At 71.4% G+C, this 22969-nt stretch carries 25 protein-coding genes; 11 read left to right on the top strand and 14 right to left on the bottom strand.

Annotated elements, in window-relative coordinates; translation table 11 throughout:
* Positions 1-8: 8 nt before the first annotated feature.
* A complete protein-coding gene (gene sucB / locus L1857_RS28555; RefSeq protein WP_116110493.1) occupies positions 9-1820 on the bottom strand; it encodes a 2-oxoglutarate dehydrogenase, E2 component, dihydrolipoamide succinyltransferase in 1812 nt (603 codons plus the stop codon).
* Between the two features lie 41 nt (positions 1821-1861).
* A complete protein-coding gene (gene lpdA / locus L1857_RS28550; RefSeq protein ID WP_094004321.1) occupies positions 1862-3235 on the bottom strand; it encodes a dihydrolipoyl dehydrogenase in 1374 nt (457 codons plus the stop codon).
* Positions 3236-3373: 138 nt separating this feature from the next.
* On the opposite strand from lpdA, the gene L1857_RS28545 reads away from it, so the two are divergent.
* The gene (locus L1857_RS28545) at positions 3374-3715 is read left to right on the top strand and encodes an oxidoreductase (protein WP_094004322.1); all 342 of its coding nucleotides are present in this window, start codon (positions 3374-3376) and stop codon (positions 3713-3715) included.
* A 2-nt stretch (positions 3716-3717) separates the two neighbouring features.
* Here L1857_RS28545 and L1857_RS28540 read toward each other — a convergent pair whose 3' ends face one another.
* Together L1857_RS28540 and L1857_RS28535 are read right to left on the bottom strand one after the other, a co-directional pair.
* Entirely contained in the window at positions 3718-3909 is a 192-nt protein-coding gene (locus tag L1857_RS28540) for a hypothetical protein (RefSeq protein ID WP_205413225.1), read from the bottom strand.
* A gap of 92 nt (positions 3910-4001) precedes the next feature.
* Entirely contained in the window at positions 4002-5507 is a 1506-nt protein-coding gene (locus L1857_RS28535) for a leucyl aminopeptidase (protein WP_249466814.1), read from the bottom strand.
* 108 nt (positions 5508-5615) lie between these two features.
* On the opposite strand from L1857_RS28535, the gene L1857_RS28530 reads away from it, so the two are divergent.
* On the top strand, positions 5616-6584 hold the full coding sequence (locus tag L1857_RS28530) for a hypothetical protein (protein ID WP_249466809.1): 969 nt from the start codon (positions 5616-5618) through the stop codon (positions 6582-6584).
* Here the strand turns inward: L1857_RS28530 and L1857_RS28525 are convergent.
* Positions 6553-6861 (bottom strand): hypothetical protein, encoded by a 309-nt coding sequence (locus L1857_RS28525; RefSeq protein WP_094004326.1) that lies wholly within the window; start codon positions 6859-6861, stop codon positions 6553-6555. The genes L1857_RS28530 and L1857_RS28525 overlap by 32 nt on opposite strands.
* Positions 6862-6921: 60 nt before the next feature.
* On the opposite strand from L1857_RS28525, the gene L1857_RS28520 reads away from it, so the two are divergent.
* The gene (locus L1857_RS28520) at positions 6922-8025 is read left to right on the top strand and encodes a branched-chain amino acid aminotransferase (RefSeq protein WP_116110489.1); all 1104 of its coding nucleotides are present in this window, start codon (positions 6922-6924) and stop codon (positions 8023-8025) included.
* Between the two features lie 239 nt (positions 8026-8264).
* Here L1857_RS28520 and L1857_RS28515 read toward each other — a convergent pair whose 3' ends face one another.
* Entirely contained in the window at positions 8265-9203 is a 939-nt protein-coding gene (locus L1857_RS28515; RefSeq protein ID WP_249466804.1) for an amidohydrolase family protein, read from the bottom strand.
* Between the two features lie 132 nt (positions 9204-9335).
* Between L1857_RS28515 and L1857_RS28510 the strand changes: the two genes are divergently transcribed.
* Positions 9336-9611, top strand: a complete 276-nt coding sequence (locus L1857_RS28510) for a MerR family transcriptional regulator (RefSeq protein ID WP_240323162.1) — start codon at positions 9336-9338, stop codon at positions 9609-9611.
* A gap of 42 nt (positions 9612-9653) precedes the next feature.
* A complete protein-coding gene (locus tag L1857_RS28505; RefSeq protein WP_240323161.1) occupies positions 9654-10136 on the top strand; it encodes a TipAS antibiotic-recognition domain-containing protein in 483 nt (160 codons plus the stop codon).
* A gap of 7 nt (positions 10137-10143) precedes the next feature.
* Here the strand turns inward: L1857_RS28505 and cobT are convergent, their stop codons facing one another.
* From cobT to L1857_RS28490, 3 genes are all read right to left on the bottom strand, one after another.
* Positions 10144-11187, bottom strand: a complete 1044-nt coding sequence (gene cobT / locus L1857_RS28500) for a nicotinate-nucleotide--dimethylbenzimidazole phosphoribosyltransferase (protein WP_094004328.1) — start codon at positions 11185-11187, stop codon at positions 10144-10146.
* 15 nt (positions 11188-11202) lie between these two features.
* Positions 11203-12192 (bottom strand): aldo/keto reductase family protein, encoded by a 990-nt coding sequence (locus tag L1857_RS28495; protein WP_116110487.1) that lies wholly within the window; start codon positions 12190-12192, stop codon positions 11203-11205.
* Positions 12193-12254: 62 nt separating this feature from the next.
* Positions 12255-12911, bottom strand: a complete 657-nt coding sequence (locus L1857_RS28490) for a DUF3043 domain-containing protein (protein ID WP_162831030.1) — start codon at positions 12909-12911, stop codon at positions 12255-12257.
* Positions 12912-13085: 174 nt separating this feature from the next.
* On the opposite strand from L1857_RS28490, the gene L1857_RS28485 reads away from it, so the two are divergent.
* The gene (locus L1857_RS28485) at positions 13086-13457 is read left to right on the top strand and encodes a HesB/IscA family protein (RefSeq protein WP_094004331.1); all 372 of its coding nucleotides are present in this window, start codon (positions 13086-13088) and stop codon (positions 13455-13457) included.
* A gap of 61 nt (positions 13458-13518) precedes the next feature.
* Here the strand turns inward: L1857_RS28485 and L1857_RS28480 are convergent, their stop codons facing one another.
* Positions 13519-13689 carry a hypothetical protein gene (locus L1857_RS28480; protein WP_167481492.1) on the bottom strand — a complete coding sequence of 57 codons (171 nt, stop codon included), beginning with the start codon at positions 13687-13689 and terminating at the stop codon, positions 13519-13521.
* 140 nt (positions 13690-13829) lie between these two features.
* On the opposite strand from L1857_RS28480, the gene L1857_RS28475 reads away from it, so the two are divergent.
* Positions 13830-14819, top strand: coding sequence for a carbohydrate kinase family protein (locus tag L1857_RS28475; protein ID WP_094004332.1), 990 nt, complete (start codon positions 13830-13832; stop codon positions 14817-14819).
* 75 nt (positions 14820-14894) lie between these two features.
* Here the strand turns inward: L1857_RS28475 and asnB are convergent, their stop codons facing one another.
* Positions 14895-16829 carry an asparagine synthase (glutamine-hydrolyzing) gene (gene asnB / locus L1857_RS28470; RefSeq protein WP_116110485.1) on the bottom strand — a complete coding sequence of 645 codons (1935 nt, stop codon included), beginning with the start codon at positions 16827-16829 and terminating at the stop codon, positions 14895-14897.
* 166 nt (positions 16830-16995) lie between these two features.
* On the opposite strand from asnB, the gene ctaC reads away from it, so the two are divergent.
* Together ctaC and L1857_RS28460 are read left to right on the top strand one after the other, a co-directional pair.
* The gene (gene ctaC, locus L1857_RS28465) at positions 16996-17937 is read left to right on the top strand and encodes an aa3-type cytochrome oxidase subunit II (protein WP_162830552.1); all 942 of its coding nucleotides are present in this window, start codon (positions 16996-16998) and stop codon (positions 17935-17937) included.
* A 52-nt stretch (positions 17938-17989) separates the two neighbouring features.
* Positions 17990-18409, top strand: a complete 420-nt coding sequence (locus L1857_RS28460) for a cytochrome c oxidase subunit 4 (protein ID WP_094004335.1) — start codon at positions 17990-17992, stop codon at positions 18407-18409.
* Between the two features lie 1000 nt (positions 18410-19409).
* On the opposite strand, the gene trpD is transcribed toward L1857_RS28460, so the two are convergent.
* The 3 genes from trpD to L1857_RS28445 are packed head-to-tail and all read right to left on the bottom strand — an operon-like array spanning position 19410 to position 21369.
* Positions 19410-20435, bottom strand: a complete 1026-nt coding sequence (gene trpD / locus L1857_RS28455) for an anthranilate phosphoribosyltransferase (protein WP_094004336.1) — start codon at positions 20433-20435, stop codon at positions 19410-19412.
* 50 nt (positions 20436-20485) lie between these two features.
* Positions 20486-20896, bottom strand: coding sequence for a response regulator (locus L1857_RS28450; RefSeq protein ID WP_094004337.1), 411 nt, complete (start codon positions 20894-20896; stop codon positions 20486-20488).
* Positions 20897-20937: 41 nt separating this feature from the next.
* Positions 20938-21369 (bottom strand): hypothetical protein, encoded by a 432-nt coding sequence (locus tag L1857_RS28445; protein WP_094004338.1) that lies wholly within the window; start codon positions 21367-21369, stop codon positions 20938-20940.
* A 96-nt stretch (positions 21370-21465) separates the two neighbouring features.
* Between L1857_RS28445 and ctaE the strand changes: the two genes are divergently transcribed.
* Positions 21466-22095, top strand: a complete 630-nt coding sequence (gene ctaE, locus L1857_RS28440) for an aa3-type cytochrome oxidase subunit III (protein WP_094004339.1) — start codon at positions 21466-21468, stop codon at positions 22093-22095.
* Positions 22096-22149: 54 nt separating this feature from the next.
* A complete protein-coding gene (qcrC, locus tag L1857_RS28435) occupies positions 22150-22968 on the top strand; it encodes a cytochrome bc1 complex diheme cytochrome c subunit (RefSeq protein WP_094004340.1) in 819 nt (272 codons plus the stop codon).
* Position 22969 lies beyond the last annotated feature (1 nt).

The raw sequence follows: 22969 nt of genomic DNA, 5'->3' as shown, positions 1-22969 counted from the left end.
TCAAGCGGTTACAGGCCCAGCTCGTCCTCGAAGTGGCCCTCTTCGAGGCGGTTCTTGATCGTGGTCAGGAACCGGCCCGCGTCGGCGCCGTCGATCAGGCGGTGGTCGTAGGTCAGGGCCAGGTAGGCCATCGACCGGATGGCGATGGTGTCCTGCCCCTCGGCGTCGGTGACCACGACCGGCCGCTTCACCACCGCGCCGACGCCCAGGATCCCGGACTGCGGCTGGTTGATGATCGGCGTGTCGAACAGGGCGCCGTTGCTGCCCAGGTTGGTCACCGTGAAGGTGCCGCCCGACAGCTCGTCCGGCTTGATCTTGTTCGCGCGGGTGCGCGCCGCGACGTCGGCGATCGCCCGGGCCAGGCCGGCCAGGTTCAGCTCGCCCGCCTTGTGGATCACCGGCGAGAGGAGGCCGCGGTCGGTGTCCACCGCGACGGCGAGGTGCTCCTCGCCGAAGTAGGTGATCTCCTTCTTCTCCTCGTCCAGGTAGGCGTTGATGTTCGGGTGCTGCTTGAGCGCCTCGACCGTCGCCTTGGCGAAGAACGGCAGGAACGTGAGCTTCACGCCCTCCCGCTCCTGGAAGGCGGCCTTCGCCTGCTGACGCAGCCGGGCGATCTTGGTGACGTCCACCTCGAACACCTGGGTCAGCTGCGCCGAGCTCTGCAGCGACTCGCGGGTGCGCTGCGCGATGACCTGGCGGATCCGCGTCGCCTTCTGCACGGTGCCGCGCAGCGCGGCCAGCTCCGGCGACGGGGCCGCGGGGGCCTTCGCCGCGGGGGCGCTCGGCGCGGCGGCCGGGGCCTGCGCGGCGGGAGCCGGAGCGCTCTGCTTCTGCTTCGCCTCGGCCGCCGCCAGCACGTCCTGCTTGCGGATGCGGCCGCCGACACCGCTGCCGGTCACCGTCGCCAGGTCGATGCCGTGCTCGGTGGCGAGCTTGCGGACCAGCGGGGTGACGTACGGGCCGCTGCCGTTGCCGTCGCTCGCGGCCGGGGCGGCCTGCGGCTGCGGAGCCGGCTGCTGCGGCGCGGGCTGCTGGGGCGCCTGCTGCTGGGGTGCGGGGGCCTGCGCGGCCGGGGCCGGCTCGGGCTTCGGTTCCGGCTTCGGCTCGGGCTTGGGCTCCGGCGCCTTCTGCTGCTCCTGCTGCGGGGCGGGCGCGGCGCTCGCGTCGCCGATGATGGCGAGCGTGCCACCGACCTCGACGGTCTCGTCCTCCTGCACGCTGATCTCCAGCAGGGTGCCGGCGATCGGCGAGGGGACCTCGGTGTCGACCTTGTCGGTCGAGATCTCCAGCAGCGGCTCGTCCACCGCGACCGTGTCGCCGACCGACTTCAGCCAGCGGGTGACGGTGCCCTCGGTGACGCTCTCGCCCAGCTCGGGCAGCGTGACCGGCGTGCCCTGAGCAGAACCACCCTGGGCAGAACCGCCCTGAGCAGAACCGCCCTGGGCAGAACCGCCCTGAGCGGAACCACTGGGGGCGGGCTGCGCCTCCTGCTGCTGCGGGGCGGCCTGCTGCTGCGGCTCGGGCTCCGGCTCGGCCTGCTGCGCGGGCGCCTGCTCCTGCGCCGGAGCGGAACCGCCGCCGGAACCGTCGTCGATCACGGCGAGCTCGCCGCCCACCTCGACGGTCTCGTCCTCCTGGGCGACGATCTTCTGCAGCGTGCCGGCGACCGGCGACGGGACCTCGGTGTCGACCTTGTCGGTGGAGATCTCCAGCAGCGGCTCGTCGACCGCGACCGTGTCACCCTCCTGCTTCAGCCAGCGGGTGACGGTGCCCTCGGTGACGCTCTCGCCGAGCTCCGGCAGTGTGACGGAGAAGGCCATCGTGAATTGACTCCCTTGAATCTTGTCGGCTGCGGTCCGGCTCAGCTGTGCACGTGCAGTGGCTTGCCGGCCAGGGCGAGGTGTGCTTCGCCGAGGGCTTCGGTCTGGGTCGGGTGGGCGTGGATCAGCGGAGCGACGTCCTCCGGGAAGGCCTCCCAGTTGTAGATCAGCTGGGCTTCGCCGATCAGTTCGCCGACCCGGTCCCCGACCAGGTGCAGGCCGACGACCGGCCCGTCCGGCGCCTTGATCACCTTGATCGCGCCGGAAGTCTTGAGGATCTGGCTCTTGCCGTTGCCGGCCAGGTCGTACGTGAAGGTCTTCACGTCGGAGCCGTAGCGTTCCTTCGCCGCCGCCTCGGTCAGGCCCACGGAGGCGACCTCGGGGTGGCTGTAGGTGACGCGCGGGATGCCCGCCTCGTCGATCGCCTTCGGCTGCAGCCCGGCGATCTCCTCGGCGACGAAGATGCCCTGGGCGAAGCCGCGGTGCGCGAGCTGCAGGCCGGGCACGATGTCGCCGACGGCGTAGACGTTCGGCAGGTTGGTGCGCAGGCGCTCGTCGGTGAGGACGAAACCGCGCTCCATCTTGACGCCGGCCTCCTCGTAGCCGTGCCCCGCGGTGTTCGGGCCGCGGCCGACGGCGACCAGCAGCAGGTCGGCCTCCAGCGTCTCACCGGATTCCAGGGACACGGTCACCCCGTTGTCGTCCTGCTTGGCGCCGGTGAACTTCACGCCGGTCTTGAAGCCGATCTTGCGCCGGCGGAACGCGCGCTCGAGCTGCTTGCTGGCGAACTCGTCCTCGGCCGGGACCAGCCGCGGCAGCGCCTCGACGATCGTCACGTCCACGCCGAAGGAGGCCCACACGCTGGCGAACTCGACGCCGATGACGCCGCCGCCGAGCACGACGACCTTCTCCGGGATCCAGTCCAGGGTCAGCGCCTCGTCGCTGGCGATGATCCGGCCGCCCAGCTCCAGGCCCGGCAGGGTCTTCGAGTACGAGCCGGTGGCCAGGATCAGGTTCTTGCCCGTGTACCGGGTGCCGTCCACCTCGACCGTGGTGCCGCCGACGAACGTGCCGGTGCCCTCGACGACGGTGACCTTGTGGGCCTTCGCCAGGCCCTGCAGCCCCTTGTAGAGGCGGCTGATGACCCCGTCCTTGTACTTGTGGACGCCGGCGATGTCGACGCCCTCCAGGGTGGTCTTCACACCGAACTGCTCGCCCTCGCGGGCGGTGTCGGCGACCTCGGCGGCGTGGAGCAGTGCCTTGGTCGGGATGCAGCCGCGATGCAGGCACGTCCCGCCCAGTTTGTCCTTCTCGATCAGGATGACGGACTGGCCCAGCTCCGCGGCGCGGAAAGCCGCGGCGTAGCCGCCGGATCCGCCACCGAGGATCACCAGGTCGGCGCCAGCGTCGCTCACGTCATTTACTCCTCGTTTTACGTCCAAACCCTCATCATCTTGTCACTACGGAGTCCGGCCCTGCGAGGTAGCCGGGTGTGTTAATCGGCGCACTTCTGATCGCCGGGATAATGGCGGGGGAGGGCCGGCGGAGATGAGGTGGTCGAGGTGGGTCTGTTCGACGGTCTGAAGCGCAGGCGCGGCGCCGGGAAACCGGGCACGCTGCGCCGTGCCAGCGACGCTGACCTGCGTCATCTGGAGGGCTGGGCGGCCGCGCGGCGGGGCGTCGAGGCGTTCGTGGAGCCGCGGACGACGGTCACCGAGACCACGGTCGTCCTGGTCGCGCACGACGGCGAATGGACGCGGCGGCGGATCGGCAGCCTGGACGCCGCGCAGCAGTTCGGGCGCAAGCATTCGATCCCGGTCTACGAGGTCGCGAAAGTCGGTTACCCCAAGCGCATGCGCGAATACACAGAGCGGCAGAAGCGCGCCGGGGGCTGACGTCAGTCCAGGTCGGACGGATCGAGGACGAAGCGGTAGCGGACGTCGCCCCGCGCCAGGCGCTCGTTCACCCCGGCCGAGGGGAGCACCTCGGCCTCGGCGGTGATCCCGTGCGGCGCGGAGGCGAGCACGGCGGCGGTCGCGGGCCTGCCACCGCTGCCCGCCGAGCGAGCTTCCTGCGCCGGGCTAGCCACGTCTACGCCGCGACGGCCGGGGAGCCCGGCGACGTCCACGACCGCCGCCGAGCGCTCCTCCGCGAAACCGTCCGCCGCGCCGTGACCCCGGGCTAGCCCTGGTCGGCGATGTCCGCCAGCACCGCGGCGATGGTGCGCACCGGGACGCCCGTGCCGCCCTTGCCGGTGTAGCCCCACGGGCCGCCGGTGTTGAACGACGGGCCCGCGATGTCGATGTGCGCCCACGGCAGGCCCTCGGCGACGAACTCGCGCAGGAAGATGCCCGCGGCGAGCATCCCGCCCCAGCGGTGCCCGGTCACGTTCGCCAGGTCGGCCAGCCGCGAGTCCAGGTCGCCGCGCAGCTCCTCGGGCAGCGGCATCGGCCAGCCGCCCTCGCCGGTCGCCTGCGCGATCGCGGCCACCCGGTCGCGGAAGTCGTCCGAGCCCATGATCCCGGCCGTGCGGTTGCCCAGCGCGACCATCTGCGCGCCGGTCAGCGTCGAGGTCTCGATCAGGTAGTCCGGGTCGTCCTCGGCGGCGCGGACCATCGCGTCGGCCAGCACCAGGCGGCCCTCGGCGTCGGTGTTGAGCACCTCGACGGTCTTGCCGCCGTACATGCGCAGCACGTCACCCGGGCGGTAGGAGGTGCCCGAGGGCAGGTTCTCCGCGAGCGGGATGTTGGCGGTCACCTCGAGCGGGTACTTGAGCTTGGCCGCGAGCACCACGGAGGCGAGCACCGCGGCGGCCCCGGACATGTCCGAGGTCATGTGGTCCATGTTCGCGGCCGGCTTGATCGAGATGCCGCCCGAGTCGAACGTGATGCCCTTGCCCACCAGCGCGACCTTCTTCGCCGCCTTCGGGCCCTTGTACGACACCCGCACCAGCCGCGGCGGGCGGGACGAGCCGCCGCCGACGCCGAGGATGCCGCCGAAACCCTTGCGCTTGAGCTGCTTTTCGTCGAGCACCTCGAAGTCCAGGTCGTTGGCCTCGGCCAGCTTGCGGGCGCGCTCGGCGAAGGAGGCCGGGAACAGGTCGTTCGGCGGGGTGTTGATCAGGTCGCGGGCGATGATCACGGCCTCGGCGATCGCCGTCGCGGCCTTGAGCGTCGCGGTGTGCGCCCGCTTGGTGCCCTCGGCGGGCGAGACGAAGTCGACCGCGGCCACCGGCGCGTCGCCGGGCTCGGACTTGTACTCGGTGAACTTGTAGGCGCCCAGCGCGGTGCCCTCCACCGCGGCCTGCAGGTCGACAGCGGACAGTGTGCACACCGCCCGCGCGGTGCCGGCCAGCGCGCGCCCGGCGGCGCCCGCGGCGCGGCGCACCTGCTCGGCGGTCACGGTGCCGTCGTCGGCGGCCTTGCCCACGCCGACGGCCAGCACGACCGCGGCGGGCAGCTTGCCCAGCGTGGGCAGCTTGACGACCTCCTCGGCCTTGCCGGTCGCGCCCACGGTCGCCAGCAGCTCGGCGAGCTTCCCGTCGAAGGCCGCGTCGACGGCCTCGGCACCCGGCGCCAGCGTCACGGCCTTGTCGCCCTGCAGCGTCCCGATCACGACGACCTCGGCCCGGCTCTTGCCGAGCGCGGCGCCGGTGTTCTCGATCAGGGCTAACTTCGGCACGGTCACTTGTGGCTCCTCGCGCATCCATCGACGGTCGTGCCGGGTCGGGTACCCGGCCGGGTAGTGAGCCATGCTAATGAGGACGGAGCCCGGCGGGAGAGGCAGGTGGTGGGCGTGCGGCTGGCGGCGGGGCTGCTGATCGCGCTGGCCGTGGGCGCGCGGGCGGGCGGCTGGTGGCTGCTCGGTGGCGCGGTGGTGGCGGCGCTGCTGGCGTTCTGCGTGCCGCGGACCCCCGCGCTGGAGCCGAACCCGGCCCGGCTGCTGGCCGCGACGCGCCTGGTGTCCCGGCTCGCGCTGGTGCCGCTGTTCGCCGCGGTGTTCGCCGCCTACCTGTTCCCGGACCAGCCGTGGGCGGGCGCGGTCGTCGCGCTCGTGATCACCGCCGCCGACGCCGCCGGGTTGCGGCTGGCCCGGTACGCGCGGGCGTGGCTGCTGGGTGTCCTGCTGGTCGCCGGGGCCGGGTTCGTGGCGCTGAGCTTCGCGATCGAGCCCGCGCAACCGGTGACCGCGCCGCAGTTCACGATCGGCGGGCTGTGCGCGGCGGGCGCGGTGCTGTTCCCGTTGCTGCCCCGGCACAACCCGCCCTGGCTCGCGGGCTCGGTGGTGGCGGTGCTGGCGATCGGCGCGGGTGCGCTGTACCAGCTCGGCCCGGTGCGGCTGGCGCTGTCCGGGGTGCCCGTCCGCGACGCGCTGGCGGCGCTGGACGGTCAGGTGCTGGATCCGTTGCTGGCCGGGGTCGTCGTCCTGTCCACTGTGCCCGCCGCGCTGCTCGCGCTGGGCGAGGCGCGGGCGGAACTGTCCTGGCCGCGGGTGTCCGTCGCGTGTGGACTGATCACCGCGGTGGTGGCCGTGCTGCTGGACCCGGATCAGGCGCTGCTGCTGGCCGCCGCGGCCGCGCTGGCCGAGGTGCTGGTGACCGCGGTGCTGTCGATGATCGCCGGGATCACCGTGCGCGCCGTGATCGCGGCGGTACTGGCCGTGACGCTGCTGGCCTGGCTGCCGCCGGTGTATCTACTGGGGACGGTCGCCGCCGTCGCGGCGGGCACCGTCGTCACGCGACGAGCAGGAACGCCACCACGGTGATCAGCGCGGTGGCGACCGCGAGGATGATCACCGACTTGGCAGGCAGGTCGCGCGGGAACACCTTCTTGTCGTGGATGCTGCGCCACCACACGATTCCGAAGATGCCGCCGACCAGGCCGATGATCCCGCCGAACACCCCGAGCAGGGCGTAGCCGAGGAGCGTCAGCTCACCCACCGCGAAGGTGAGCAGGATGGCGGTGAGGAACGTCTTGACGTCGGAGGCGGGTCCGGCGGACACCGAGTTCGGTGTGGCGGGCTGCGGCACGTTGGCGGTCACGCGGTCATGGTAGGGGAGTAGGTGATTCTCGGAAGTCCAACTAACCGTTATCCTGGTCGAATGACGACCACGTTGCCCTTCACCCGTACCCCGCACCCGTCTCCCGCTTCGGCGGAGCGTGTAGCCGAGGTACTGGCGAAGCCGGGCTTCGGGACGTTCTTCACCGACCACATGGTCTCGATCAAGTACAGCAACGACCGCGGCTGGTACGACGCGAACGTCGGCCCCTACGAGCCGATCGTGCTCGACCCCGCCACGTCGGTGCTGCACTACGCGCAGGCGATCTTCGAGGGCCTGAAGGTCTACCGGCAGCCGGACGGATCGGTCGCGGCGTTCCGCCCGGACGCCAACGCGGCCCGTTTCCGCAGGTCGGCGGCGCGCATCGCGATGCCGGAGCTGCCCGAGGAGCTGTTCCTCGGCTCCCTGCACGAGCTGATGGCGGTCGACGAGCGCTGGGTGCCCACCAACCCGGGCGACACGCTGTACGTGCGCCCGTTCATGATCTCCACCTCGGTGGGGCTCGGCGTGAACGCACCCGCCAGCGAGTACCTGTACCTGGTGATCGCCTCGCCGGCCGGCTCGTACTTCACCGGCGGGGTCAAGCCGGTGAGCGTGTGGCTGTCCACCGAGTACGTGCGGGCGGCCCCGGGCGGCACCGGCGCGGCGAAGTTCGCCGGCAACTACGCGGCGTCCTTCGTGGCCCAGGCGCAGGCCGTCGAGCAGGGCTGCGACCAGGTGGTGTGGCTCGACGCGGTGGAGCGCCGCTACGTCGAGGAGATGGGCGGCATGAACCTGTTCTTCGTGTTCGGCTCGGGCGCGGACGCCCGGATCGTCACGCCGGAACTGTCCGGTTCGCTGCTGCCCGGCGTCACGCGCGACTCGCTGATCAAGCTGGCCGCCGACCACGGCCTGGGCATCGAGGAGCGCCGCATCTCCACCGACGAGTGGGAGAAGTCGGCCGCGTCCGGTGAGCTGACCGAGGTGTTCGCGTGCGGCACCGCGGCGGTCATCACGCCGGTCGGCCGGGTCAAGCACGCCGGCGGCGAGTTCACCATCGCGGGCGGCCAGCCCGGCGAGGTGACGATGAAGCTGCGCGCCGAGCTGACCGGCATCCAGGACGGCACGCGCCCCGACCCGCACGGCTGGATGCACAAGCTGTCCTGATCGTTGTTTCGACAAGGGCCACCCCGCCGGTTCCGGTGAGGTGGCCCTTGTCGCGTCACCACGGGTGGTGGGCGCTGCACGCGCACGGTTCGCGGGTCGATCCACGAGGGCCTGTCGAGCTGGAAACCTGTCCGCATCCAGGAAGCGCGCCGGGACCGCTTCCGCGTCCGGTGGGCGCACCCACTGACGGACCAGCCCGCGCAGGGGCACTTGATCGTCGGGTCCGAAGTGATCATGTCTCAACTCCTCGGGTTGCCGTGGAACTCGGCCAGCCGCTCCCGGACGGCGGCCATGACCTTCTCGGTCTGCGCGCGGAGAGCGGCCAGTCCGTCGCGCTCGTCGGCCGAGCCGACGTAGGTGCCGAGGTCGGCGCGGACGCCCTGCTTCCACACGGCCGCCACCTGCTGTGTGCTGGTGATGTCCTGGTCGGGTCGCCCGTCGACGAGGACCAGGTCCGCGCGCAGTCCCGGGCGGATCCGGCCCCGGTCGCGGAGACCGAACACGTCGGCCGTGCGCGCGGTGGCCGCGGTGAGGGCCGCGGCCGGGCCGATGCCCGCGGCCACGAGGCGTTCGAGTTCGCGGTGGACGCTCGCGCCGTGGACGGTCCCGGGGTTGGGCGCGTCCGTGCCGACCAGCAGACGCACGCCGGCCTCGTGCAGCCGGCGGGCGTTGCCGGCCGGCACCGTGAAGTCCGGGAGTTCCGGGGACATCCACCGGTCCGCCTGCCGTTCGAGGACCCCCGACCAGGCCGGACCCAGGAGCCGGGCCAGCGCGGGCCGGGCGAGCAGCGGCACCCCGGGACCGTCCTCGCCGGGGAAGCCGTCGGCCACCGCCAAGGTCGTGATCACCGCGACGCCCGCCTCGGCGATGGCCTCGACCTGGCCCTCGGTGAGAGGGTCGAAGGGCACGTGGGCCAGGACGTCCACGCCTGTCGGCAGCAGGTCCACCGCACCGCGGGCCGTGGACACGTGTGCCGCCACGACCAGGCCGGCGCGGTGCGCGGCCTCGACGAGCGCGGCGATCGTCGGCACGTCCAGGGACGGCATGGGCATCGGACCGCCGCCCGTGCCGTCGTCGTACAGGACCTTCAGGTGGGTGGCTCCCTCGGCCACCCGGTCGGCGACGAACGCCGCCGCGTCCTGCGGGCCCGTCACGTAGGGGAAGGGCGCGTACATCATCGTGGGATGTCCGCCGGGAGCCGTGGCCGATGCTGGACGACCGCACGTCTGCCGCCTCCGGTCCCGCGCCCTGCGCCATCGCCACGCGCACCGTGGGCGGCGTGTGACGACCACGGTAAAAGTTGACACGATGTGAAGGTCAAGCTTGTGGACGAGCGGTTTTCGATCAGCCAGGTCGCGAAGGCCTCCGGCGTGTCCGCGCGGATGCTCCGCCACTACGACGCGATCGGACTGCTCCCGCCGGGTTCGGTGAGCAGCAACGGATACCGCTGGTACGGCCGGGCGGAACTGCTCCGGCTGCAGCGCATCATGATGCTGCGCCGCCTCGGCCTCGGGCTCGCGGAGATCGGTGAGGTGCTGCGGAGCCAGACCGTCGAGGCGGCCGCGCTGCGCGGGCACCCGGCGTAGCTGGAAGACGAGCGGCGCCACCTCGACCAGGTCATCGCCACCGTGCGGGAGACCATCGCCGACCTCGACGAGGCCCGGATTCGTGATCCCGAGCGGTTCTTCGCCGGCTTGCGGGAGGACCGGGCCGCCATGCGGCGCACCCTGCGGGCGACCTTCGGCGAGGGAACCGACGCGGCCTTCGACGCCGCCGAAGCCGCGCAGGACGGTCTCACCGCCGCGGACTACGAACACGCCGCCGCCCGGGGTGCGGCCCTGTTCCGGCGGCTCGCCCGGGTGATGCGCACCGGGGCCGCGCCGGACGAGCCCGCCGCACTCGACGCGGTCGCCGATCACTACGAGTCCGTGCGCCTGCACTGGGAACCCACGCCCCGGGCGTACGCCGCTCTGGGCGGGTTGTACGTGACCGACCCGCAACGGTCGATGGCCGAGGAGGCCGACCCGGACCTCCCGGCCTGGCTGGCCGCGGCCATCGATGCCTACGCGCGGCGCCGTCTGGGGCTGGCGGAGGGGGAAGCCGGGACCTGACGCCGGATCAAGCGTTCGGCGGCGCGACTCCGGCTTCGGCGTGCGTGGGCAGGTCCGTGAGCATCCGGGCGGCCGTGACCAGCAGCGGGAGCGCCGTCGCGGCGCCGGTGCCGTCGCCGAGCCGGATGCCCAGGTCGGCGATCGGCTTCAGGTCGAGGTGCTCCAGCACCATCCGGTGCGCCGGCTCGGCGTCGCGGTGGGCGGCCTGCCACCACGAGCGCGCGCCGGGCGCCAGTTCCTCGGCCACCAGCGCGGCCGCGCCCACCGCGAGGCCGTCCAGCAGCACCGGGGTCCGGCGGACCGCGGCCTGCGCCAGGAAACCGGTCAGCGCGGCCAGATCCGCGCCGCCCGCCGTGCGGAGCAGCGCGACCGGATCGGGCAGCACGGCGCGGGCCCGGCGCAGCGCGTCCCGGATCGCGGCGGCCTTGCGCATCCAGGCGTTGTCGTCGATGCCCGAGCCGCGGCCCACCACGGCCACCGGCTCGGCCCCGGTCAGCGCGGCGACCAGCACCGCGGCCGGCGTGCTCACCCCGACCCCGACGCTGCCCGCGACGAGCAGGTCGGTGCCCTCGTCCACCTCGGCGTCCGCGATCGCCATCCCGGCCCGCAGCGCGGCCTGCACCTCGTCTTCGGTGAGGGCGTCCTCGACGTCGATCGACCCGGAGCCGGCCCGGACCTTGAACTCGGCGACCGGCGTCTCCCCGTCGACCGAGATGTCGGCGACGCGCAGCCCGGCGCCGGCCACGGCCGCGGCGACCGCGACCGGGCCGGAGCCCTTGAGCAGGGTGCTCACCAGCTGCGCGGTGGCCTCCGGCCGGTAGGCGGAGACGCCCTTGGCGGCGATCCCGTGGTCCCCGGCGAACACGATCACGCGGGGCCGCTGGAACCGCCGCGGCGGCACCGAGCCCTGGCACGCCGCGACCCACGCGCCGAGCGCCTCCAGCTGACCCAGCGAGTCGACCGGCTTGAGCAGCTCGGCGTGCCGGCGCAGGGCCTCGGCGCGGGCGGGCTCGTCGGGCTGGGGGACGTCGGCGAACGACACGTCAGTCACGGCGCCAACTTATCGTCAGCCCGCGCGGGCGGTCAGGCGCGGATCCTCCTCGACGACGCCGAGCAGGACCGAGTCGATCTCGGTGAGCAGGTCGGCGTCGAGCTTCACGCCGGCCGCCTTGACGTTCTCGTGCACCTGCTCCGGCCGGGAGGCGCCGACGATCGCGGAGGCGACGTTCGGGTTCTGCAGCACCCACGCCACCGCCAGCTGCGCGAGCGTCAGCCCGGCCTGCGCGGCCAGTGGCTCCAGCCGGGCGACGCGCTCCAGCACCTCGTCCTGCAGGAACCGCTGCACGAACCGCGAGCCGTTCTCGTCGGTGGCGCGCGATCCGGCGGGCGGCGGCTGGCCCGGCTTGTACTTCCCGGTCAGCACCCCCTGCGCGATGGGCGACCAGACGATCTGGCTCAGCCCCTCCCGCTCGCTCGCGGGCACGACCTGGGCTTCGATGACGCGCCAGAGCATGTTGTACTGCGGCTGGTTCGACACGAACGGGATCCGCAGCTCGCGGGCCAGCGCCGCGCCGCGCGTGATCTCCTCGGCGTTCCACTCCGAGACCCCGATGTAGAGCACCTTGCCCTGGCGGACCAGATCGGCGAAGGCCGACATGGTCTCCTCCAGCGGCACGGTCGGGTCGAACCGGTGCGCCTGGTAGAGGTCGATGTGATCGGTCTGCAGGCGCTTCAGCGACGCGTGGCAGGACTCGATGATGTGCTTGCGGCCCAGGCCGCGGTCGTTCGGACCGCCGGGGCCGGTCGGCCAGAACACCTTGGTGCAGATCTCCAGGCTCTCCCGGCGCTGACCGGCCAGCCCCCGCCCGAGCACCGACTCCGCCACGGTGTTCGCGTAGACGTCGGCGGTGTCGAAGGTGGTGATCCCGGCGTCGAGCGCGGCCTTGATGCAGGCCTGGGCCTGCTCCTCGGCGATCTGGGACCCGTGGGTGAGCCAGTTCCCGTAGGCGATCTCACTGACGGACAGGCCACTGCGGCCGAGACGGCGAAACTCCATGGCCGGCAGCCTACTCGGAAATGGTTCGCCTTGCTAACGACCTGGAGTGGCTCCAGCCGGGGTCAGGAGACCTTGTCGCCCACCTTGACGCGCGGCTTCGGCATCCGGAGCTTGCGGATCTGGCTCGCCCGCACGAACGCGTACCACCCCAGCGACCGACCGCTGATGTTCTCCTTCGGGAACTTCTCGCGGGCCAGCCGGGCGATGCGGCGGCCGTTGAAGTAGCCCTCGACGGCCATCACGAGGATGGCGGCCATGCACAGCAGCGTCACGTACTGCTGGATCGCCGGGTAGGGCACCAGCAGCACGACGAACACGACGATGGCCAGCGGCATGAACGCGCCCAGGAAGTGGCGGCGCGAGTCGACCAGGTCGCGCACGTACGCCTTGACCGGGCCCTTGTCGCGCGGCAGCAGGTAGCGGTCGTCGCCGGCGGCCATCCGCTCCTGGCGCTCCCCGGCCAGGCGGCGCCGCTCTTCCTTGCTCACCGGGTTCGACTTGCGCAGCTCGCGGTTGCGCTTCATCGCCTCCCGCATGGTCCGCGGCGGCGGCGCGACCGGGCCGCGGCGCTTGCCCTCGGCCTCCTTGCGCTTCGGCGTCGGCCTGCCCTTGGCCGGGGTGTAACCCCGGGTGTGAGATTCGACGCTTTCGGCCACCTCGGCGGCCTCGCTTTCGGGGCTGTCTGCGGTGGTCGTGCTGTTACGACGGAGAAACCTCACTCGACCAGCTTATTCCAGACACCGGCGTCCGTGTTCATCCCCCTCGGGGATGTGTAACCATGGGATCAGCGCCAAGGCGGGAAACCAGCCCGGGAACAGATCGGGTGGCACTGGTGTTTCCAGTAGGGAGGAGCACCCCCCACCCGGTGCACGGCAAGACCCCGAGGGAGAGCTATGACTGCCGCTGAGCAGACCAGCACGCAGGCCGAGGCCGAGGCCACCCACGGCGTGACCTTGAGCGACGCCGCGGCGAGCAAGGCGAAGGCCCTGCTCGACCAGGAAGGCCGCGACGACATGCACCTGCGCATCGCGGTCCAGCCCGGTGGTTGCGCGGGCCTGCGCTACCAGCTGTTCTTCGACGAGCGCACGCTCGACGGCGACCTGTTCCGCGAGTTCGACGGCCTGCGCGTGGCGGTCGACCGGATGAGCGCGCCGTACGTCGAGGGCGCGGTGATCGACTTCGTCGACTCGATCGAGAAGCAGGGCTTCACCATCGAGAACCCGAACGCCACGGGCTCCTGCGCCTGCGGTGACTCGTTCCACTGAGCCATCACACGAAAGGGCGCCGGTCGAAGCTTCGACCGGCGCCCTTTTCGCGTCCGCGTAACTAATAGTCCTCCAGCCCGACTACCTGTGCGTGGCAGGCGTCGTCGACGGCCCAGTCCCGCGGCGCGGGCGGGCGGGGCGCCGAGGCGTGCGCGGCGCGCAGTTCGGCGGGGATGTCGGCGCAGTCGTCGATCAGCTCGGCGATGGTCTCCGGTTCCGTCACGGTGCTCACGCAGGCGACGCTAGGACGACCAGCGCGAGCCGGACAGGTCTACCAGCTAGTAGTGTCGGTCAGCGGGTCAGATTTAGCTCCGACGGGGTATTTCCCGTCGGTAACTTCAGTTCGAGCCAGCCAGAGGGAGCAGAGCACCGGTGGCCATCAACGCCCGCATCGCCGTTTCCGGCAGCATCGCAACCGACCATCTCATGCACTTCCCCGGCCGGTTCGCCGAGCAGCTGGTCGCCGACCAGCTGCACCGCGTCTCGCTGAGCTTCCTCGCCGACGACCTGGTCGTCCGGCGCGGCGGCATCGGCGCCAACATCGCCTTCGGCCTGGGCGTGCTCGGCGCGAGCCCGGTGCTGGTCGGCGCGGCGGGCGCGGACTTCGCCGACTACCGGTCCTGGCTGGAGCGCCACGGGGTGGACACGGCCGGCGTGCTGATCTCGGAGCTGGCCCACACCGCCCGGTTCGTGTGCACCACCGACGACGACCTCAACCAGATCGCCACCTTCTACGCCGGCGCCATGGCCGAGGCCCGCAACATCGAGCTGGGCCCGATCGCCGACCGCGTGGGCGGGATCGGGCTGATGCTGATCGGCCCGGACGACCCGGACGGCATGCTCCGGCACGCCGACGAGTGCCGCCAGCGCGGGTTCGACTTCGCGGTGGACCCCTCCCAGCAGCTGGCGCGCATGACCGGCGAGCAGGCGCGGCGGTTCGTCGCCGGGGCGAAGTACCTGTTCACCAACGACTACGAGTGGGAGCTGCTGCTCCAGAAGACGGCCTGGTCCGAGGCCGACGTGCTCGACCACGTCGGCATCCGCATCACCACCCTCGGCGAGAAGGGCGTGGAGATCGTCGGCAAGGGCGGGGTGGCGCTGGAGGTCGGCGCGGTGCCCGAGCTGACCAAGGCCGACCCGACGGGCGTCGGCGACGGCTTCCGGGCCGGATTCCTGGCCGGCCTGAACGCGGACCTGAGCCTGGAGCGTTCCGCCCAGCTCGGCTCGATGATCGCCGTGCTGGTGCTGGAGACCGTCGGCACGCAGGAGTGGACCCTCGACCGCGAGTCGGCGCTGTCCCGGATCGGCGCGGCGTTCGGCCCGGACGCGGCGGCGGAGATCGCTCCCGCGCTGCCCGCCTGACCCCCCGCACGCGGCTCGCGAAAAAACGGGCCGTGGCCGGTCATCCGGCCACGGCCCGTCACGGGGGTCAGCGCGTCAGATCCGCACCGGGTAGACCGGCTCCGGGATCTCCGGCTTGATGCGGTGCTCGATGAAGATGCCGTGCCAGATCATGAACACCAGCAGCGCCCAGATGCGCCGGCTGTGGTCCAGCGTGCCGGCCCGGTGCTCGTCGAGCAGGCGCTGCACGGCCTGCTTGTCCAGCAGCTCGTCGGTCCTGGAATCGGCGATGATGCCGCGCGCCCAGTCGTACATCTCGTCGCGCAGCCACAGCCGGATCGGCACCGGGAAGCCCAGCTTGCGGCGGTTCAGCACGTGCGCCGGGACGATGCCCTCCAGCGCGCGGCGCAGGGCGTACTTCGTGGTCTCCTTGGTGATCTTCTGGTCCAGCGGGATGCCGGCCGCGACCTTGAACACCTCGGCGTCCAGGAACGGCACCCGCAGCTCCAGCGAGTTCGCCATGGTCATCTTGTCGGCCTTGACCAGGATGTCGCCGCGCAGCCAGGTGAACAGGTCCACGTGCTGCATCCGGGCGACCGGGTCCCAGTTCGCCGACGTGCGGTAGTGCTCCGCGGTGACGTCCCGGTGCCCGACGCCCTCCTGGAACGTCTTCAGCACGCCGCGCAGCTGGTCGTCGCGGAAGATGCGGGCGTTGCCGTAGTAGCGCTCCTCCAGCGGCAGCGCGCCCCGGCGCAGCAGGTCCTTGCCGCGGGTGCCCTCCGGGATCCGCTCCGACACCTTGCCGATCACCTTGCGCAGGCCGCCGGGCACCTTCTCGAACGGCGCCAGCGACAGCGGCTCGTTGTAGATCGTGTAGCCGCCGAACAGCTCGTCCGAGCCCTCGCCGGACAGCACCGCCTTGACGTGCTTGCGCGCCTCCCGCGCGATGAACCACAGCGGCACCAGCGCCGGGTCGGCCACCGGGTCGTCGAGGTACCAGACGATGAGCGGCAGGGCCTCCATCATCTCGTCCGCCGACACCGTCCGGATGACGTGCTTCACGCCGATCGCCGCCGCCGACTCGGCCGCCACGTCGACCTCGGAGTAGCCCTCGCGCTCGAACCCGGTGGTGAACGCGATCAGGTTCGGGTTGTGCTCCTTGGCCAGCGCCGCGATCGCGGTCGAGTCGATGCCGCCGGACAGGAACGTGCCGACGGTGATGTCCGGGTCGGCGATCATGTGCTTGCCGACCGAGTCGCGCATCACGTCGCGGATGCGCTCGTGCAGGATCTTCGCCTCGGCGGCGCCGCGCACCGGCTTGGCGGTGAACTCGGGGAAGAAGTAGCGCTCGATCCTGGGCTCGCCGCCGGGGGACACGGTGAACGACGTGCCCGACTCGATGCGGCGGATGCGCGTGTGCAGGGTCTCCGGCTCCGGCACGTACTGCAGGGTCAGGTAGTGCTGCAGGGCGGTCCGGTCCAGCTGCTTGGTGATCCCCAGCACGCCGGAGAGCTCCAGCAGCGACTTCTTCTCGCTGGAGAACGCCGTGCCGCCCGGCCCGTGCGTGTAGAACAGCGGCTTGATGCCGAACGGGTCGCGTGCGCCGAAGATCACCTTTTCCTCGGCGTCCCAGATCAGGAACGCGAACATGCCCCGCAGCTTCGCCACCGCCGAGCGGCCCCAGTAGTGGTAGGCGGCGACGATCGCCTCGCCGTCGCCCTCTGTGGCGAACTTCGCACCGTGCTCTTCCGTGAGCTGTTCCCGCAGCTCACGGTAGTTGTAGATCTCGCCGTTGAAGTTCAGCGTGTACCGGTTCGGCGACTCCGGCGGGCCCCAGGTCAGGGGCTGGTGGGCGTGCTCGACGTCGATGAACGCGAGCCGGTTGAAGCCGTAGACGACCTCGGCGTCGGTCCAGGTGTCGCGCTCGTCGGGACCGCGATGACGCTGGCAGCGCATGGCTTCGCCGACCGCGTCACGCGCGTTGACCGCGTCGTTCTCAGTGGCACACACCAGTCCAAGCAGGCCGCACACGGATATTCACACCTCGAGGTCGTGGCCGGATGTCGAGCGCCCAGTATGCCCGCAGCCCCCGCCACGAACGGTCACCCCTTGGGCTGCGGATCGCGGTAGCTCGGCTAGGCTCCCGCTGGTAAGCCAGAAATCGTCAAGGAGGCCTGGGTTGAAAGGGCGCTGCGCAGTGGGCAGGGATGAGCGCACTCCGGCATCACGTTCGGCGAAAGTGGGTAAGGTCGCCGCGCTGGCCGGGCTCGTCGCGCTCCTGGCGACCGGGTGCTCCGGTGACGAGGTGCTGCGGTTCGGGTGGCCCGTCGGCGTGACCAAGGAGTCCGAGGACATGCGTGTCCTGTGGACCTGGTCCGTCATCGCCGCGCTCGTCGTCGGCGTCATCGTGTGGGGCCTGATCTTCTGGTCGGTCGCCTTCCACCGGAAGAAGAAGACCCACGGGCCGGGCGACCTGCCGCGGCAGTTCCAGTACAACGTGCCGCTCGAGCTGTTCTGCGTCGTGCTGCCGCTCGTGATGGTCTGCGTGCTGTTCTTCTTCACCGCGACCACCGAGAGCAAGGTGCTGGCCGAGGAGCCGGACCCGGACGTCACGGTCGACGTGATCGCGTTCCAGTGGAACTGGGAGTTCGACTACCCGAGCGCGCCGAAGGACGCCAACGGCCAGGTCATCAAGACCGTCGGCAGCTCGAGCGAGATCCCGATCCTGGTCCTGCCCGCCGGCAAGCGGATCCAGTACAACCTGCGGTCGGCCGACGTCATCCACTCCTTCTGGGTGCCGGAGTTCCACTTCAAGCGGGACGTGTTCCCGGACCCGGAGAAGAACAACCAGGACCCGTCGTTCCAGAACACGATCGACCGGACCGGTGCGTTCGTCGGCCGCTGCGCCGAGCTGTGCGGCACCTACCACTCGGGCATGAACTTCGAGGTCCGGGCGCTGCCCGCGGACCAGTTCGACCGGTACATCCAGCTGCGCACGCAGATCAACCCGGCCACCGGGCAGCCGAACACCACCGCCGAGGCGCTGGCCGCGCTGAACTGCGGCGAGCTGTGCGCGCCGCAGGCGACCACGACGAAGCCGTTCAACACCGACCGCACGCTGCGGACGCAGTCCGGCTGAGCCGGTTGGTTCACGTGGGTGTTGGAAGCATGAGCACAGTGAGGACAGCGTCATGAAGGTCGAAGCCCGGATTTTCGACTTGGTCACCGCTTTCGCGTTCTTCATCGCGATCGTGTACGGCGTGTGGACCGGCCTGGCCAGTGGCTACGGCGTCGAGCCGGTCGGCCTGGTAGCCCTGATCCTGACCGGCGGGCTGTCCCTCCTGGCGGGCAGCTACATGCGGTTCGTGGGCCGCCGGATCGAACCGCGCCCCGAGGACCGCGACGACGCCGAAATCAGTGATGGCGCCGGCGAGATGGGCTTCTTCAGCCCGGGCAGCTACTGGCCGGTCGGGCTGGCCGCGTCGGCCGCGTTCGTCGGTCTCGGCCTGGCGTTCTTCCACATCTGGATGCTGGTCGTCGGGGGGATCCTGATTCTGCTCACGGTGGGCGGCCTGGTGTTCGAGTACCACACGGGGCCCAACCACGAGTGATGTTTGTTCTGCGGGGGGCCCGTCCGGCGGATGCACGCCGGGCGGGCCTTTTTCGCGTGCCGGGTGCGGGCTGGGTGTTCGGGTGAGGGGCGCCCTGTTGCGGCTGGTGCGGGCTGGTTGCGTGGCTGTCGTGCCCTTTTGTGACTGGTGTGGGCTGGGTGCCTGGCTGAGGGCGGCCGTGTCTTGTTCCTGGTGAGGCTGGTGTTCGGCTGAGGGCAGCCCTCTTCGTCCGTGGTGCGGGCTGGGCGTTCGGCGGAGGGGCGCCCTTTTGTGACTGGTGCGGGCTGAGTGTCTGGCTGAGGCGGCCCTGGGCGGTCTTCCTTCGCCGAGTGGCCCTTCCACGCAGCACGAACGGTCCCTTCATGTGGTCACCGTTGGGCCGGTCGTGGGGGCGCGGTTGGTCTTCTCGTGCGGCCGCGGCTGGTCCAGCCGTGCGGTTGCCAGTGGCGCCTGCGCGAGTGGGCTTCTCGGGTCGTCGCCGTTGGTCCTTCCGTGCGGCCACCACTGGTCCAGCCGTGCGGTCGCCAGTCGCACGCACGCGAACGGTCCTCTCGTGCGGCCATCACGTGCCCAGTCGTGCGGGTGCCAGTGGTGCCTGCGCGGGTGGTTTTCTCGTGCGGTCGGGGTGGGTCCAGTCGCGCGGCTGCCGCTGGCTCAGTCGTGCGGGTGCCAGTGGTGCCTGCGCGGGTGGTTTTCTCGTGCGGTCGGGGTGGGTCCAGTCGCGCGGCTGCCGCTGGCTCAGTCGTGCGGGTGCCAGTGGTGCCTGCGCGGGTGGTTTTCTCGTGCGGTCGCGGTTGGTCCAGTCGCGCGGGTGCCAGTGGTGCCCGCGCGAGTGGTCTTCTCGTGCGGCCACCACCGGCCCAGTCGTGCGGGCGCCAGTCGCGCCTACGCGAACGGTCCTCTCGTGCGGCCGCCGTTGGTCCAGCCTCGCGGCCACCACCGGCCCCACTGCGCACCCAGGCCCGACCCAGCCGCGCACCCAACCCCCAACCGAGAAAACTCAGCGGAAAGCCGCCCACCGAGCCAGCAGCTCGGCAGCCGCACCCGAATCCACGGCCTCCGCCGCCCGGCGCAGTCCCGCCGTCAGGTCATCCTCCAGCGACTCCGTGAACCCGGCGTGCGCCGCCAGCGCGCCAGCGGCATTGAGCAGCACCGCATCCCGTACCGGGCCCGGCTTGCCCGCCACCAGCTCCCGCACGACCTCCGCGTTCACCGCCGGGTCGCCGCCCCGCAGGTCCTCCGCCGTCGCGCGTGGGATGCCCAGCGCGGCCGGGTCCAGCGACGCCGCCCGCACCGTCCCGGCCGACACCACCCACACCGAGCTGGTCGTCGTCGTGGTGAGTTCGTCCAGGCCGTCGTCTCCGCGGACCACCAGCGTCGACGTGCCCCGGCGCGCGAACACCCGCGCCAGCACCTCCGTCTTGTCCGGGAACGCGCACCCGATCAACCCGGCCGTCGGCTGGGCCGGATTCGTCAACGGGCCCAGCAGGTTGAACGCCGTGGGCACCCCCAGCTCCCGGCGCGGCGCACCCGCGTGCCGGAACCCGGGGTGGAACACCGGCGCGAAGCAGAACCCGATGCCCAGCTCCTCCACACACCGCTGCACCCCCTCGGGCGGCAGGTCGATCGCCACCCCGAGGGCCTCCAGCACGTCCGCGGTCCCGGCCTTCGACGACGCCGCCCGGTTGCCGTGCTTCACCACCGGCACCCCGGCCGCCGCCGTCACGAGCGAGGCCATCGTCGAGATGTTCACCGACCCCGACCGGTCACCACCCGTGCCCACGATGTCCACCGCGTCCCGCGAGATCCGCACCCGCCGGGCGTGCGCGAGCATCGCGTCGGCCAGACCGGTGATCTCGGCCGGCGTCTCGCCCTTCGCGCGCAGCGCGACCAGGAAGCCGCCGACCTGGGCGGGGGTGGCCTCCCCGGACATCACCTGGTCCATCGCCCACGCGGTGTCCTCCGCGGACAGATCCGCGCCGGCGATCAGCTGGTTGAGCAGCGTGGGCCAAGTCTGCGTGCCCATGGTCACCTTTCCTCCAGACCGGCGAACCGGCCTGAGTTCGTCGCGGCGCCTCAGCCCCGGACGACCGGGACCCGGCGGGCCCGCAGCACGTCCGCGACCGTCTCCGCCGCGGTCAGCGGGTCGAGCGGATGGACCAGGACGGCGTCGGCCTGGGACCAGGTCGCCAGCCAGCGGTCGTCCTTGCGCCGGACGGCGACCACGATCGGCGGGCAGTCGTCGATCTCGTTCTTCAACTGCCGGCACAACCCGATGCCGCCGGTCGGCTGGGCCTCGCCGTCCAGGATCGCCAGATCGACCGCGCCCTCGTCCATCTCGGCCAGCACGTCGGCCACTCCGGCGGCCTCGACGTAGTCGACCCGGCCCAGATCGGTGGCGGGCCTGCGGCCGACCGCCGTGATGATCGACTCCCGCACTTCTGGTCGGTGGCTGAACACCAGGATCCGCGTGGACTGTTCGGACAAGTCGACCCTCCGGCTTCGTCGCTGTACTGGTCGTGTCGATGCTAGCCGTCCCGCCCGGTTCCACCCAGGCCCATCGGCTGTAACGCGTCCCAGCCGAGCCAGTCGCCGTCCAGCCGCTGCGCCAGACCGGCCATCCGGGCCCGTTCCTGCGCGCAGTGCAGCGCGTCGAGCTTCTGCACGCGCAGCGCGTGCACCCGGACGGGTCCCGCGCCGCCGGCTTCCGGGCGCAGCTGCCACCCGTCCTGGGCGAGCACCGACGCCGCCTCGGTGACCCGATCCGGTGGCAGAACGAGGTGATGGCGCAGAATCGCCGGTTCGTCCGCCCGCCAGCGGTGTGATCTCCGAAGCACCGACGAGTCGGCTTCGGCGACGTCGAAGGCCTCGGCCACGACGACGACACCCTCGGTGTCCACGGTGAGCTCCGGTCCGCCACGCTTTCGCAGCAGGTCACGCACCCGATCGAAGAATCCCACGCCCTGATCCTCACCCTCCGCGTTCGTCACTGTGACCAACACCCCCGGCGCGGCGTGCCGGACCCGACCAAGCAGGTCGCTTCGCAGGGAGACATAATGCGACCCGTGACAACGGCAGCTCCCACCATCAGCCAGCGGGTGCACTCGCTGAACCGGCCGAACATGGTCAGTGTCGGCACGATCGTGTGGCTCTCCAGCGAGCTCATGTTCTTCGCCGGGCTGTTCGCGATGTTCTTCACGGTCAAGGCGCAGAACGACACGGGGGTCTGGCCGCCGATCAACCCGGCGACCGACGAGCCCATCCACCTCGACATCCCGTACGCGCTGCCCTTCACCATCATCCTGGTGGCGTCGTCGTTCACCTGCCAGCTCGGCGTGTTCGCCGCCGAGCGCGGTGACGTCTACGGGCTGCGCCGCTGGTACGTCATCACCCTGATCATGGGCGCGATCTTCGTCGCCGGTCAGGCCGGTGAGTACGTCACGTTGATCCACGAGGGCGTGACCATCCCGTCCGGGGCCTACGGCACCGTGTTCTTCCTGGCGACCGGGTTCCACGGTCTGCACGTGATCGGTGGTCTCGTCGCCTTCGTCTTCCTGCTCATCCGCACGAAGCTGAGCAAGTTCACCCCCGCGCAGGCGACCTCGGCGATCGTCGTGTCCTACTACTGGCACTTCGTCGACATCGTGTGGATCGGCCTGTTCGCGGTCATCTACATCATCCCGTGACCGCGCCAGCCACCCCATGGACCGGCCTGAACTGACAGCAAGGGTTGCCGAAGAATGACCACCAGCAAGAACACCTCCAGGCGCCGGTTCGGTGCCCGCACCAAGCTGCGCCGCCGCCTCGCCGGTGCGCTCGCGCTCGGTGTGGCGCTGGTCGGCGCGGGCCTGGGCTACGCCCTCCTGGTGCCGCAGCCGCAGACGGCGCAGGCGCAGGACGACCCGGCGCAGCTGCGCCTGGGCCAGCAGGTCTACAACAACAGCTGCATCAGCTGCCACGGCTCGAACCTGCAGGGCGTGGAGGACCGCGGGCCGAGCCTGATCGGCGTCGGCGACGCGGCCGTGTACTTCCAGACCTCGTCCGGCCGCATGCCGGCGGTCCGCCAGGAGGCGCAGGCCGAGCGCAAGCCGGCCAAGCTGACCCCGGAGGAGATCGACGCGCTCGGCGCCTACATCCAGGCCAACGGCGGCGGCCCGGAGCGGCCCGCCCAGACCGGTGAGGCGCTGCGCGGCGACAACCCGGCACGCGGTGGCGAGCTGTTCCGCCTCAACTGCGCGTCGTGCCACAACTTCACCGGCCAGGGCGGCGCCCTGTCGGCAGGCAAGTTCGCGCCGGAGCTCGGCCCGGCCAACGAAGAGCAGATCTACACGGCGATGTTGACCGGTCCGCAGAACATGCCGAAGTTCTCCGACCGGCAGCTCACCCCCGAGGAGAAGCGGGACATCGTCGCCTACGTCAAGTCCGTGTCCGACGGGAACAACAACCCGGGCGGCAACGGCCTGGGCGGCCTGGGGCCGGCCTCGGAGGCGCTCGTGGCGTGGATCGTCGGCATCGGCGCCATCGTCGGCGTGACTTTGTGGATTGGATCGAGGGCATGAC

It is taken from the genome of Amycolatopsis thermalba, from assembly GCF_023376025.1.
GTDB lineage: Bacteria > Actinomycetota > Actinomycetes > Mycobacteriales > Pseudonocardiaceae > Amycolatopsis_E > Amycolatopsis_E thermalba.
This window is presented reverse-complemented; position numbering and strand designations above follow the sequence as displayed.

Excerpts from the sequence above, each read along its gene's own strand:
- trpD (WP_094004336.1), bottom strand. The coding sequence starts at position 20,435 with ATGGGCACGCAGACTTGGCCCACGCTGCTCAACCAGCTGATCGCCGGC.
- L1857_RS28515 (WP_249466804.1), bottom strand. The coding sequence starts at position 9,203 with ATGATGTACGCGCCCTTCCCCTACGTGACGGGCCCGCAGGACGCGGCG.
- L1857_RS28485 (WP_094004331.1), top strand. The coding sequence starts at position 13,086 with ATGACTGCCGCTGAGCAGACCAGCACGCAGGCCGAGGCCGAGGCCACC.
- ctaE (WP_094004339.1), top strand. The coding sequence starts at position 21,466 with ATGCGACCCGTGACAACGGCAGCTCCCACCATCAGCCAGCGGGTGCAC.
- L1857_RS28460 (WP_094004335.1), top strand. The coding sequence starts at position 17,990 with ATGAAGGTCGAAGCCCGGATTTTCGACTTGGTCACCGCTTTCGCGTTC.
- qcrC (WP_094004340.1), top strand. The coding sequence starts at position 22,150 with ATGACCACCAGCAAGAACACCTCCAGGCGCCGGTTCGGTGCCCGCACC.
- L1857_RS28495 (WP_116110487.1), bottom strand. The coding sequence starts at position 12,192 with ATGGAGTTTCGCCGTCTCGGCCGCAGTGGCCTGTCCGTCAGTGAGATC.
- L1857_RS28520 (WP_116110489.1), top strand. The coding sequence starts at position 6,922 with ATGACGACCACGTTGCCCTTCACCCGTACCCCGCACCCGTCTCCCGCT.
- sucB (WP_116110493.1), bottom strand. The coding sequence starts at position 1,820 with ATGGCCTTCTCCGTCACACTGCCGGAGCTCGGCGAGAGCGTCACCGAG.